The 11928-nt window shown below is 43.4% G+C and carries 11 protein-coding genes; 5 read left to right on the top strand and 6 right to left on the bottom strand.

Translation table 11 applies throughout. The annotated features are described in order from the left end of the window. Positions 1-59 precede the first annotated feature (59 nt). Positions 60-611, bottom strand: coding sequence for a ribosomal protein S18-alanine N-acetyltransferase (gene rimI, locus V7K69_RS19805; protein WP_335037335.1), 552 nt, complete (start codon positions 609-611; stop codon positions 60-62). Between the two features lie 92 nt (positions 612-703). On the opposite strand from rimI, the gene lysA reads away from it, so the two are divergent. From lysA to V7K69_RS19785, 4 genes are all read left to right on the top strand, one after another. Beyond that, positions 704-2101 carry a diaminopimelate decarboxylase gene (gene lysA, locus V7K69_RS19800; RefSeq protein ID WP_335037333.1) on the top strand — a complete coding sequence of 466 codons (1398 nt, stop codon included), beginning with the start codon at positions 704-706 and terminating at the stop codon, positions 2099-2101. A 146-nt stretch (positions 2102-2247) separates the two neighbouring features. Beyond that, positions 2248-3192: a diadenylate cyclase CdaA gene (gene cdaA / locus V7K69_RS19795; RefSeq protein ID WP_335037331.1), complete on the top strand. Its 945-nt coding sequence runs from the start codon at positions 2248-2250 to the stop codon at positions 3190-3192. Beyond that, a complete protein-coding gene (locus V7K69_RS19790; protein ID WP_335037329.1) occupies positions 3189-3938 on the top strand; it encodes an isoprenyl transferase in 750 nt (249 codons plus the stop codon). Before cdaA ends, V7K69_RS19790 begins: the two co-directional genes overlap by 4 nt. A 234-nt stretch (positions 3939-4172) precedes the next feature. Next, positions 4173-4328 (top strand): hypothetical protein, encoded by a 156-nt coding sequence (locus V7K69_RS19785; protein ID WP_335037327.1) that lies wholly within the window; start codon positions 4173-4175, stop codon positions 4326-4328. Between the two features lie 102 nt (positions 4329-4430). Here V7K69_RS19785 and V7K69_RS19780 read toward each other — a convergent pair whose 3' ends face one another. The 3 genes from V7K69_RS19780 to V7K69_RS19770 form a co-directional block, all read right to left on the bottom strand. Then, positions 4431-5930, bottom strand: coding sequence for a hypothetical protein (locus V7K69_RS19780; protein ID WP_335037325.1), 1500 nt, complete (start codon positions 5928-5930; stop codon positions 4431-4433). Positions 5931-6054: 124 nt separating this feature from the next. Further along, positions 6055-6327 (bottom strand): DUF3143 domain-containing protein, encoded by a 273-nt coding sequence (locus tag V7K69_RS19775; RefSeq protein WP_335037323.1) that lies wholly within the window; start codon positions 6325-6327, stop codon positions 6055-6057. Between the two features lie 31 nt (positions 6328-6358). Continuing rightward, on the bottom strand, positions 6359-6883 hold the full coding sequence (locus tag V7K69_RS19770; protein ID WP_335037382.1) for a J domain-containing protein: 525 nt from the start codon (positions 6881-6883) through the stop codon (positions 6359-6361). Between the two features lie 442 nt (positions 6884-7325). On the opposite strand from V7K69_RS19770, the gene V7K69_RS19765 reads away from it, so the two are divergent. Continuing rightward, positions 7326-8228, top strand: a complete 903-nt coding sequence (locus V7K69_RS19765) for a Tll0287-like domain-containing protein (protein ID WP_335037321.1) — start codon at positions 7326-7328, stop codon at positions 8226-8228. Positions 8229-8550: 322 nt separating this feature from the next. On the opposite strand, the gene V7K69_RS19760 is transcribed toward V7K69_RS19765, so the two are convergent. Next, positions 8551-9549 (bottom strand): J domain-containing protein, encoded by a 999-nt coding sequence (locus V7K69_RS19760; RefSeq protein ID WP_335037319.1) that lies wholly within the window; start codon positions 9547-9549, stop codon positions 8551-8553. 211 nt (positions 9550-9760) lie between these two features. Then, positions 9761-11854 carry a molecular chaperone DnaK gene (gene dnaK, locus V7K69_RS19755; RefSeq protein WP_335037317.1) on the bottom strand — a complete coding sequence of 698 codons (2094 nt, stop codon included), beginning with the start codon at positions 11852-11854 and terminating at the stop codon, positions 9761-9763. Between the last annotated feature and the right edge of the window lie 74 nt (positions 11855-11928).

Genomic DNA, 11928 nt, shown 5'->3' with positions numbered 1-11928 from the left:
TACCCTGCGGGAACGCCAAAGGCAAACGCAATGACATAGTTATAAATTTTCTCGCCTACCTACTTAAAAAGTAAGTGCCAAGATGATTTTTCGAGGCGATCGCTGATTGTGGTATACCACTGGTCTAAAGTTGTTTGAAATTTGGAGTGTTGTAAATCGGCGAGCCAAAGGATTAGTGCATCCTCACCATTATCTTGGTAGTAACCCCGCCGCCGTCCGGCTGTTTTGAAGCCAAATTTTTGATATAAAGATATTGCCGCCAAGTTAGAAGCTCGGACTTCGAGGGTAGCTCGCTCCATTTTGCGATCGCAAGCTGTCTTAAGGAGTGAATATAGTAAAGCCGCACCCAAACCTTGACGGTGATATTGGGGATGAACTGCCAAAATTGTAATGTGGGCTTCCTCTAAAATTGACCAAAAGCAACCCATTCCTAACAAACTAACGTTGGAGAATGGGGAAAATAAACCGAGTAAATCGCTGTTGGGGCTATCCAATTCTCGTTTGTAGCCATCGAGAGTCCAAAGTCCGCCAAAACAGACTTGATCTAGTTCCAGAATTGCACTGAGATTATCTGTTGTCAGTAATTTAATTTCTAAGTCTAATAAGATCACATTTATTGAATAAGATTACAAACCCTTTGTAAACTGGGAATCGGGAGACGAACTCAAAGCCCGTAATTTGAACAAGGACAACTTTTATATCTATGGTATCGACTCACCCCACTGGGGTTCAACATTCTGGAAGTCAATATTTACCTCAAAGGCGCGACACTAACCCAAATCTCTCGCCCAATCAGGAACTTTTACCCCTAACAGCTAGAGTTCATAATCATGACTCCCTAGAAATTGGTGGATGTGATGTCACAACCCTAGTTAAGCAATTTGGTTCACCTTTATATATTTTAGATGAAGAAACCCTGCGTTCGGCTTGTCAGCAATACCGAGATGCTTTCAAGCAATATTACAAGGGTGAATCTCAAGTATTGTACGCCTCAAAAGCTTGGAATTGTTTAGCTGTTTGTGCGATCGCGGCATCAGAGGGTTTAGGAATCGATGTAGTTTCTGGGGGCGAACTTTACACCGCCTTGCAAGCGGGTGTTAGTCCCGATAAAATTTACCTTCACGGAAATAATAAATCTCGTGAAGAATTAATTTTAGCGATCAAGTCTGGTGTCACCATTGTGGCGGATAACTGGTATGAGTTGCGTACTCTTGTGGAAATAGCCCAACCGGGTCAATCAATCCGCATCATGCTACGTCTTACTCCTGGTATCGAGTGTCACACTCACGAATATATTCGCACCGGACACTTAGATAGCAAATTCGGCTTTGATCCCAATGATTTAGATGAAGTTTTTACCTTTGTCAGTCAAGAAACCGCCCTTAATTGCGTAGGGGTACACGCTCATATTGGTTCCCAAATTTTTGAGCGCCAACCGCATCAAGATTTAGCTGCTGTGATGGTGCAATGGCTGCGGGATGCCGGGAAGTATGGTTTAAATATTACAGAGTTAAATGTTGGTGGTGGTTTGGGGATTAAGTATACAGAATCAGACGATCCCCCCAGCATTGAAGAGTGGGTAAAGGCAATTTGTGAAGTTGTCCAAGAAGCCTGTGCGGTCGAAAATCTGCCTTTGCCGAAATTATTGAGTGAACCAGGGCGATCGCTAATTGCCACAGCTTGCGTTACTGCCTATACTATTGGTTCATCCAAAGTTATCCCAGAAATTCGTACCTATGTAGCGATCGATGGGGGAATGTCCGATAATCCTCGCCCGATTACTTACCAATCAGTTTATCGGGCAGTAGTTGCCAATAAAATGTCTTCTCCTTTGACTCAAACAGTCACAATTGCTGGTAAACATTGTGAATCAGGAGATATTCTGATTAAAAATGCACTACTCCCAAAGACTGAACCAGGAGATATTCTCGTAGTTATGGGAACTGGTGCGTACAATTACAGTATGGCATCTAACTACAACCGCTTGCCCCGACCGGCAGCAGTTGTGGTGGCGAATGGCGAAGCGAATTTAATTTTGCAACGTGAAACTTATCAAGACTTAATTCGACAAGATAGCCTACCAGAAAGGCTGAAAAAATAGTCATTTGTCCTTGGTCATTGGGAGCCACTGCGTTGCGGGGGTTCACCCCGTTAAAGCAAGTGGCGTTCATTAGCCAGGAAATAATTACAAATGACTAATGACTAATGACTAACTGTAATTAGAGGCAAAAGTGTAATCCAGATGTCATGAGAGATTGGTGGAAGCAATGGCTGATAAACCTGGGGTGGTCACAGTCCTTGCTGCTTGGGACTCTGGATATTGTGTTAGTGCTGGTGCTGACTTACATGATACTAGTTATTATTAGTGAGCGCCGAACACTGTGGATGGTGAGGGGATTCATTATCTTAATGCTAGCCTCAGCACTAAGTGGCAGATTAGGACTACCTCTGCTAAGTTTTGTACTAGAAAAGTTGGTGATTGGTTGTGCTGTAGCGATGGCAGTTGCTTTACAGTCAGAGTTTCGGCGGTTTTTGGAGCAATTGGGGCGTGGCGAATTCCGCCAGTTGTTTCAACCCGATCGGCTGGCAATCCCCAAATCTGATAGTGTAATTGATGAAATTGTTGAGGCTGTTAAAGAATTGTCAAAAAACCGGATTGGAGCTTTACTAATTGTGGAAACCACAGGGCCAATTGATGAGCGAGATTTTTCTGTGCCAGGAGTAAAGCTAAATGCGGAGGTTTCTAAGGAACTAATCCAGACAATTTTTCAGCCGAAAACTTTGTTACACGATGGAGCGACATTAATCCGTGGCTCACGGATCGTATCATCAGGTATAATTTTACCACTTTCGGGACGCACAGCCTCGCGCCAGTTGGGAACACGCCACCGGGCGGCAATGGGAATTACTGAGCGGGTCGAAAATTGCATTTGTGTCGTTGTATCTGAAGAAACGGGTTCCATTTCCTTAGCAGAACGGGGAACCCTAAATAGACCACTGACGATTAAAAAACTAAAAGAGTCATTAGAGGCTCTTTTGTCACCAACCGTGGATAGGGAAGCTGTTGCTCCTGGTCTGTTGAGTTTTATTCGTCGGATAGGTGGGAAGACACTAGCACTGGTTTCACGTTTACTCGGATTACCACGTCTTCGACGCGCTACGCGAACGACCGCTTCTCGAGATAAAAAATGACAGCACAACAAACTAAACTGCAAGATTTGCCTACTGACTTAAAACGAGAACTATTGCCGCAGCACGTTGCGGTGATTATGGATGGCAATGGTCGATGGGCTAAACGTCAGGGTCTACCCCGAATTATGGGTCATAAGCGAGGAGTAGATGCTCTTAAGGATTTACTCCGCTGTTGTCAGGATTGGGGAATTCAGGCGCTGACAGCTTATGCGTTTTCAACGGAGAACTGGAAAAGACCGCAGGAAGAAGTGGATTTTTTGATGACTCTGTTTCAAAGAGTTTTGCGCCAAGAACTGCGGGAAATGGTCGAAGAGAATGTGCAAATTAAGTTTGTCGGAAATTTGCAGGCTCTGCCACGATCGCTCCAGCAAGAAATATCCCGTTCAATGGAAGAAACTAAGGATAATCGCGGTATCCGGTTTTCAGTGGCAACTAATTATGGCGGACGGCAGGAAATTTTACAAGCTTGTCAGGCGATCGCCAAACAAGTCCAGCAAGGTCTGCTACAACCTGATGAAATTAATGAGCAGGTGTTTGAGAGCCACTTGTATACAGCCGGAATTACTGACCCAGATTTGTTAATCCGCACTAGTGGAGAAATGCGCCTCTCAAATTTTCTCCTCTGGCAAATGGCTTATGGAGAAATTTACATTACTAATGCTCTTTGGCCTGATTTTGACCGGGCTGAGTTTCATCGCGCCTTATGTGCCTATCAGCAACGGGAGCGGCGATTTGGGAAAGTGTAATTATCTATTTAGGGCTTACGCAAGAGTTACGGAATAACGAACCGCAGAGGCAAAGAGTTGCCAGTACATTAGTTGGTTCCCCCGACTTGTAGCAACTGGCGCGACACGGAGAAATCAGAGTTTGAGATATATTTTGGGTAAGTCCTACTATTGAAAAGCTACAGCTTCTACTTCAGGTGGCAGAACGATTTACATGGGTTTTTGTCGGAGTAGGAGTAACTTTAATTGTAAGCGATGTCTATCGACAAGCCGCTACGCATCTACGCTTTTGGTGGGTGCTTTTGTCAGCTATACCTACTTTACAAGCTAGGCGATCGCACTCTCGACAATGGCAGCGATCAACTACGTACTTCAACTCAAACGATGAGCGATCGCCCACTTCAATATTGAACCTATGCACTAAATTGACTCAGTTTTTACCATTAGACAAAAAGAAGAGTGTATTCTCTGGGTTCGTTCTATATCTAGGCTAGTAAATTGGCGAGAGTATTGTTACTCATTGCTGATTTTCTCACTATAATTATTGGCCCAGACAAACAGCTTCACACGGTATTTCTCAGAATTATCAGTGTACCAGTGACCTGTCAGTTTCACTCCTGCTAGGGCTGAAATGCCAATCGCATTGAGCTTGTCCTCGACCTCTGAGCCAAGGCTTATAGCAACGCTGTCATAATCATCGGCAGTACGGGTCTTTGCATCCTTATGCTGCGCGTGTTCACCATAGGCTTTGACAACTGGCACGTGAGAGCGAATCCAGGCTGCCCAAAGGTGACGCTCGACGATTTTTGCAATTTCTTCGGCTGATTTCAGCTTGGCGATGTCTGGACCAATAGGCTTTAATTCGTCCATCAAACTCTTGTATTTAGCTTCCTCTGCCTTTGGTTCCCACTTTTCCCACTCATCAGCAGTCATCGTTTCGGCTTTTGTCGCACGGGTGGAGAACGCATTTTCGATGCCCTGAGTGTGCTTCTCGATTTGCTCAAGGTTCTGGGTCAGATAAGAAAGGGGATCGGCGGCACTCACCCCACCGCCCTGCACCGCAGGGGTTTGTCGATCATTAGCCTTGTCGTTACCCCTTATAGTTGTGGCTACGTTGGCAGATCCTGATGCAGCGGTATTAAGTGGGTTTTCGAGCAATTCTTTCAAAGCCCAGTTCTTGACTTGCTCCTCACTTTTACCAAGCGCCTTGCCGAGACCGCCCATCACCGGCTCAAACAAACCGGCAATACTAACGGTGACAATCAAGGCAATGACTTGCGCCCATACGGCATCCATCTGCATCTGTGCGGTCTGGGTCGCCTGGAAGTTTGTCGTAGCTTTCTGAAATGATCCCGATATACGGTAGATAGATTGGCGGTAATTTGACAATAACTCACCAAATTGCCCACGCCATCTCAAATCCAATGTGGTGGCTTGCTGTTTGGCAGCCAGCATTTTCTGTTGTTTTTCGAGATCAGTGATTCGATTATCTACGCTTTTTGGCTTGGAATCGCGCTGTACTACCAGGGGTTTGCTGAATGCCGTGGACGTATGACCTGACTCGCGTTGGAGTGTCAGATAATGCGTAATGGATGCTGGTAGAGGTTTGGTTTGTATCTCGTCTTCTTCTGGCATTGCTTCTCGTTGGATCGGCTGCACGCCTGCATTTGGCATACTCATTACTTGAGCAGCAGTGCGATCTGCTTCCTGCTCATACTTATCCCCTGCTGTTCCCACCATCAGTTTTGCCTGGGGACGACGCAATGCTATATGACTAATATCATGACCAAAAGACTCTTGCTGAATAAATTCTGATAACAAAGATTGCTCGTCAGCAGACTGTGTTTCTTGAAAGTTGGTTGATTCCTCGGTTGCTGTTTGGATTGTATTATTCGTTGGTAAACCAAAGCCCCGTGTTGGGTTCGCCAGTGTTGGAGTATTTGATGAGACAAGCGACGGATTGGAAAAGTTGGATGTACTTGCTTTCTTGCGCCCAAAAGTGTAGTCGCTCATCTCACCCTTCCTTCATCTATGGTAAAGCCGTGATTCTTGCCGCCAAGCGAATTTTACAATTTATCGAAATGTGATCGCTAGAGACTTTGGTCTAAATTTACGGTGAACTGTATTCAACACTTTCCTATGGCCCAGAAAACACAGCTTGTTCTATATCATCCCGACTCAGAGAATACTTGAATGAACGTTGGATATCTTGTCCATTTTCCCCAGATTGGACATATCGCACAACAATTTGCTCAACGTCGAGCCATAGTTCAGCTTGCCAACTAGGTCGTTGCACATGCCAGCAATGCCTCTGGGTTTCGTCTTGTTTACAGCCTTGGTCTTTTAGCCACTGTTCAATTTGTGGCAGGGGATGATTATATAGGGGCGTATCTGAAGGAAGAAGAGGCATAGGAATTTGGGATTTTGGATTAGGAAATTTTTTAATTTTTAATTACCATAAGGGTAATTAGTTGGGATATATGGTTAATTTGCTGTTGTACAGATGGAGTTGACTGTAGCAAACGGGTTTGAAAAGCAGCATCACCACGAGTTAAACCAATGGCAACTGCTAATAACAAACAACCTATAAATGTTAACACCAGCATAAATAAAGCAAAAATTTCGCCAGATGATAAGGGGCGATCGCTTGGGTCGAGGTAAGCTGATTTTGGCCAGTCATGAGAACGCGAGACGGGATGATTCAAGTCAGGGGGTGGTTGAATCACTCCAAAGCGGGAATAGCCAATTTTTAAATCGTAGCTTAATCGCCGTTCTGGATGGCTAAGAGTGGCGTAGGCTTCGTTGATTTGCTGAAATTTAGGAGTGGCGATCGCAGTAGGCAAGTCTGTAGTATCAGGATGATAGCGTTTGCTCAGTTCTCGATAAGCGCGACGAATATCAATTACTGATGCCGAGGGATGCAGTCCTAGCAGGGAGTAATAAGTTGGTTTACTGCTTTGTGGCATTGCCCCGTTCTGATTCACGGCTGTTTGAGTCACTTTGCTCAAAGATATTTTTTATATTTTAAATCCTTTGTGAATTGGAATTTGGCTAACAGCGATTCTCTATGAGTCGATTTCGGATTTCTACTTAAGCAGCGCGAGATATTGAGGATACATGGAAATATAGGACTAATATTTGATTTTTGAAATCCGCGCAACAAATCTGCCCAGTCGTGGTTTACCCAATTCCTTAACGTACAATTTTTCCGTTTCGGCACAGTGACCCCTTTCACGGTATTTTGTCTACCCGCAAGGTATCTACTTTTAAAAAAAAATGTGAACCTGAATCTGGAACTCTACAAAGTTATTTTGTAGTTATTTACATTCCTTGATGAAAATCCACCTCAACCTGCTCTTATAGATAAGACATAACTCTTGTACTTTTATTTCCACCTACTCTAGGATCATGTTAAAAAACTTAAAATTGGGACAAAAATTTACAATTTTGCTACTTATAATTCTTGTAGTAGGTATGAGTTCAAGTGGGTTAGCTCTTTCTACATTGCTGAGGCAGAATGCGACAAATGAAATAGCCTCAAGAGCTTTAACACTCATTGATACAATGACTTCTATACGTGAGTACACACTTATCCAAATCTATCCAGAACTCTCTTTGAAACTAGAAGAGAAGTTTCTGCCCCAAGTTGTATCCGCATACTCAGCACGAGAAGTTTTTGAAATTCTACGAAAAAAACCAGAATATCAGGACTTCTTTTATAAAGAAGCAGCAACAAATCCTACAAATCTTCGGGATAAAGCTGATAGTTTTGAAGCAAACATTTTAGAGCGTTTTAGAAAAGAAAAAGATTTAAAACAGGTGAATGGATTTCGCTCACTTCCTAGTGGCGACATATTTTACATTTCCCGTCCGCTATCAATTAGACAACAAGCTTGTCTTCAGTGTCATAGTACTCCTGAGACTGCTCCAAAAACTATGATTAACCTTTTTGGAGCAGTCAATGGATTTGGTTGGCACTTAAATGAAATTGTAGCAGCTCAATTTGTGTCTCTACCAGCAAGTAAAATCATCGAAAAAGCTCATCAATCTTCTTTATTAATAGTAGGACTTGTCTCTGCTGTTTTTATAGTGGTAATCCTTTTGGTCAATATCTTTTTGAATCGACAAATTATTCTTCCTCTTAAGCGGATAACTCGTATTGCTGAAGAAGTGAGTACAGGACATTTAGAAGTTGATTTTGAGCAGGTTTCTTCTAATGATGAAATTGGGAATCTTGTCAAAGCTTTTAGACGAATGAAATTAAGTTTAGAAATGGCAATGAAAAGAATTAGGTCTCATCCCAATTCTTAATGAAGCTGCGCTAAGTATTCTCATTTTTTTCCTCTAAAATACAATATGCTTAGGTTAAGGGTCACTGGCAAAATTTTGGGTTTTCGAGACGCGATAAATCGCCGTCTCTACAAGTGTTTTGGTCTTATCTGAATTGTATTACTCTAAAATATAGGATGTAAAAAATTTCGATTCTAGAGTAGTTATTGATACTTTTGGCGTTGTTTGTCAACTTCAATGTTTCATTTATCTTAAGTATTTGTACTCTGAAAAAGTAACTATTTCCAGATTTTTGTATCGCTTTTTGTAGTAAAAAATGAAGTATGAAATGTGGGCTATATCCCTAACGGATTAAATCAGCGCGGGGTTTAAAAGTTTCAATTTGCCGTAATTTTTCGTACAATTCCTGTTCTTCTTGACTAATATTTTTCGGTGTAACTATTTGAATTTCTACTAATTGATCGCCACGTTTCCCATCATCGCCGGGGTAGCCTTTATTCCCTAGTCGGAATTTTTGGCCAGACCTAACTCCTGGGGGAATGGTCATTTTCACTGGGCCATCCAAAGTTGGTGCTTCTACCTGTCCTCCTAAAACTGCCTCGCTGGGAGTAACTGGTACTTGGCAAAGAATATTTAAACCTTCTAGCTTAAATAATGGATGAGGCTCAACGGTAATTTTTAAGTATAGATCGCCACCACCAACACCTTGGTTTCGCAAACGGATGGTTTGACCTGTTACCATCCCTAGTGGCATATTAACTTCTAGCGATCGCCCATCTTCCAAACGAATGCGTTCATTACCACCTTGATAAGCTTTTTCTAGCGGTAGCGTTAATCTGGCTTCTATATCTCGGCGGGTAGTGCGAGGTGGAGTGTTAACTGTATAGGCAACTTTTGTTCTGGGGGAACGAAACGGATCGCTAGTATTGCCATTACTACTAGACTTACTGGCCCCACTCTTATTTTTGACACCGATAACTTGATTAATAAAGCTTTCAAAGTCGGAGAATTGACTTGGATCTACGTCTTGATTGCCATTGCGATCACTAGCACCACTCTGCCAAGTTTTAGCCTTTGGCGTTTGTTTGTTGCCTGCAAAGCCTTTTTGCTTCCAGTAGCGGCTAAACTGGTCGTATTGCGATCGCTTGGCTGAGTCTGAAAGGACTTCATAAGCCTCGCCGATATCCTTAAATTTTTCCTCAGATTCTTTGTTACCCGGATTCAGATCGGGGTGATATTGTCTTGCTAACCGCCGATAAACCTTTTTAATTTCCTCACCAGAAGCGTCTTTAGATACTCCTAAAATTTCGTAGTAATCGCGGAAATTCGGCAAATTTTGCATAGTCAGTTTTTTAAATTTTAGATTTTAGATTTTGGATTAACTAGAAGTTAGGAGTTAGGAGGTGAAAAATTAATTTTTTAGCTTTTAACTTCTACTTTTCACTCTTATCAGAAGTACTAACTAGGTAGACATAATTAAACGTAAATGCCAACCAGTTAAATCAGCTTTTTGAGCAGCTTCTGCCTTCTGCCTCCTGCCTTCTGCCTTCGACTTACAACCAATCATTGTCATCTTCATCATCCCAGTTATCTTGGTAGCTGGGACGAGATTTGCGTGGAGGACGGCTTTCATAAGAGGAAGAACGACTGTCTCGGCCATAGTCTTTACCGTAATCTCTGCCATAGTCTTTACCGTAATCTCTGCCATAGTCCTTACCGAATGAATCGCGTTCCCGATATGTATCTCTCGGAAATTCGCGTTCTTTATCCTTATCACCGCCAGTAAAGATGTCACGGATAGTACCTAATAAATCGTCATCTTCATCTTCAGCATAAGTCTGGCGGACTTCCCGATTTAGCTCATAGAGAGCATCTTGCAAATCGGCGTAGGCTTGATCGATACCGCGATCGCTATTTTCCTTCAGACTCTCTTTTAAGTCTCGGCAAATATTATCAATTCTTTGGCGACGGCTGCGGGCAAACTGCATACCAAATTCAAGTGCAACTTCTCTAAGTTGCCGTTCTGCTTGGAAAATTAATGCCTCAGAACGAGTCCGCTTTTCTACCCTTTCTTTACGTTCGCGATCGACATCGGCGTATTTCTGTGCATCTTGAATCATCCGATTCACTTCTGACTCGTTCAAGGTGGAAGCGCCTTGAACGGTGATACTTTGCTCTCGCCCAGTGGTTCTATCTAAGGCTGTTACCTGTAAAATACCGTTGGCATCGATATCAAATGACACCTGAACTTGAGGAATTCCTCGTGGCGCTGGGGGGATACCATACAGCTTGAAACGTCCTAAAGACTTATTGTTTGCTGCCATTTCTCGTTCGCCCTGAACTACATGAATTTCCACGGTATTTTGGTTATTTTCAGACGTAGAAAAAATGTCAGAACGGCGGACTGGGATGGTGGTGTTGCGGGGAATAAGTTTTTTCATCACGCCGCCGATGGTTTCCAATCCCAAAGAAAGGGGTGTGACATCCAAAAGCAGCACATCTTTGAGTTCGCCTGCAAGAATTCCGGCTTGAATTGCTGCACCCACTCCCACTACTTCATCAGGATTGACATTTTCGTTAGGTTCTGTACCAATCAAGTCTCGCACTAGCTGCTTCACCATTGGCATCCGTGTAGAACCGCCAACTAAGACAACTTCTTCAATGTCTCTAGGTGAAAGTCCGGCATCTTTGAGGGCGCGTTTCACTGGTGTCCGCAATCGCCCTACCAAATCACCACACAAACCTTCAAATTGGGAACGAGTTAAACGAGTTTCTAGATGTTTGGGGCCATCTTCTGTGGCGGTGATGAAAGGTAAATTAATATCAGTAACGCTGACAGCAGAAAGCTCAATTTTGGCTTTTTCCGCAGCTTCCATCAGACGTTGCAAAGCTTGGCGATCGCGTCTTAAGTCTATTTCTTCAGTTTCCAGAAATTGCTCTGCTAACCAATCTACGATTATCTTGTCAAAGTCATTACCACCAAGTTGCGTATCTCCACTGGTAGCTTTGACTTCAAATATCCCATCGCCCACTTCTAAAATCGACACGTCAAAAGTACCGCCACCCAAGTCAAAGACTAAGATAGTTTCCGTGTCACCCCGATCTAATCCATAAGCCAAAGATGCAGCAGTTGGTTCATTGAGAATCCGCAACACCTCTAAACCGGCAATTCTGCCAGCATCGCGGGTTGCTTGGCGTTGAGAATCGTTAAAATAAGCGGGGACTGTAATCACTGCCCCGGTGACTGGTTCACCCAAATAGCGACTAGCATCGTCTGCCAATTTCTTCAGCACCATTGCCGAAATTTCTTCTGGGGCGAAATCTTTATTGAGACGGGGACAAGCAATTTTAATATTACCTACTTCATCTTTGCGGATGGTGTAGGGTACACGCTTAGAATCTGGACTAAGTTCGGCATATTTGCGCCCAATGAAGCGTTTCACTGCAAAAAAAGTATTTTGGGGATTGAGGACGGTTTGGCGGCGTGCCATTTGCCCAACTACCCTTTCACCTTCTTTGCTAAAGCCAACTACGGAGGGGGTTGTTCGCATTCCTTCTGCATTGGCAATCACCACCGGCTTGCCACCCTCCATAACGGCGACTACTGAGTTGGTTGTACCCAAGTCGATGCCGACTACCTTGCCCATGCGTTACTCTTCTCCTAAAGTGTCTTATGTATTTATTATGATTGGGCGGAACTACCTCTAGCTTTGTGCTATGG

Origin of the sequence: Nostoc sp. (assembly GCF_036917775.1) — a bacterium.
GTDB lineage: Bacteria > Cyanobacteriota > Cyanobacteriia > Cyanobacteriales > Nostocaceae > Nostoc.
Note: the sequence above shows the minus strand (reverse complement) of the source record. Positions and strands in the feature narration are given on the sequence as shown.

Coding starts and splice junctions, on each gene's coding strand:
- lysA (WP_335037333.1), top strand. CDS start 704: ATGGTATCGACTCACCCCACTGGGGTTCAACATTCTGGAAGTCAATAT.
- cdaA (WP_335037331.1), top strand. CDS start 2,248: ATGAGAGATTGGTGGAAGCAATGGCTGATAAACCTGGGGTGGTCACAG.
- V7K69_RS19790 (WP_335037329.1), top strand. CDS start 3,189: ATGACAGCACAACAAACTAAACTGCAAGATTTGCCTACTGACTTAAAA.
- V7K69_RS19785 (WP_335037327.1), top strand. CDS start 4,173: ATGTCTATCGACAAGCCGCTACGCATCTACGCTTTTGGTGGGTGCTTT.
- V7K69_RS19780 (WP_335037325.1), bottom strand. CDS start 5,930: ATGAGCGACTACACTTTTGGGCGCAAGAAAGCAAGTACATCCAACTTT.
- V7K69_RS19775 (WP_335037323.1), bottom strand. CDS start 6,327: ATGCCTCTTCTTCCTTCAGATACGCCCCTATATAATCATCCCCTGCCA.
- V7K69_RS19770 (WP_335037382.1), bottom strand. CDS start 6,883: ATGCCACAAAGCAGTAAACCAACTTATTACTCCCTGCTAGGACTGCAT.
- V7K69_RS19765 (WP_335037321.1), top strand. CDS start 7,326: ATGTTAAAAAACTTAAAATTGGGACAAAAATTTACAATTTTGCTACTT.
- V7K69_RS19760 (WP_335037319.1), bottom strand. CDS start 9,549: ATGCAAAATTTGCCGAATTTCCGCGATTACTACGAAATTTTAGGAGTA.
- dnaK (WP_335037317.1), bottom strand. CDS start 11,854: ATGGGCAAGGTAGTCGGCATCGACTTGGGTACAACCAACTCAGTAGTC.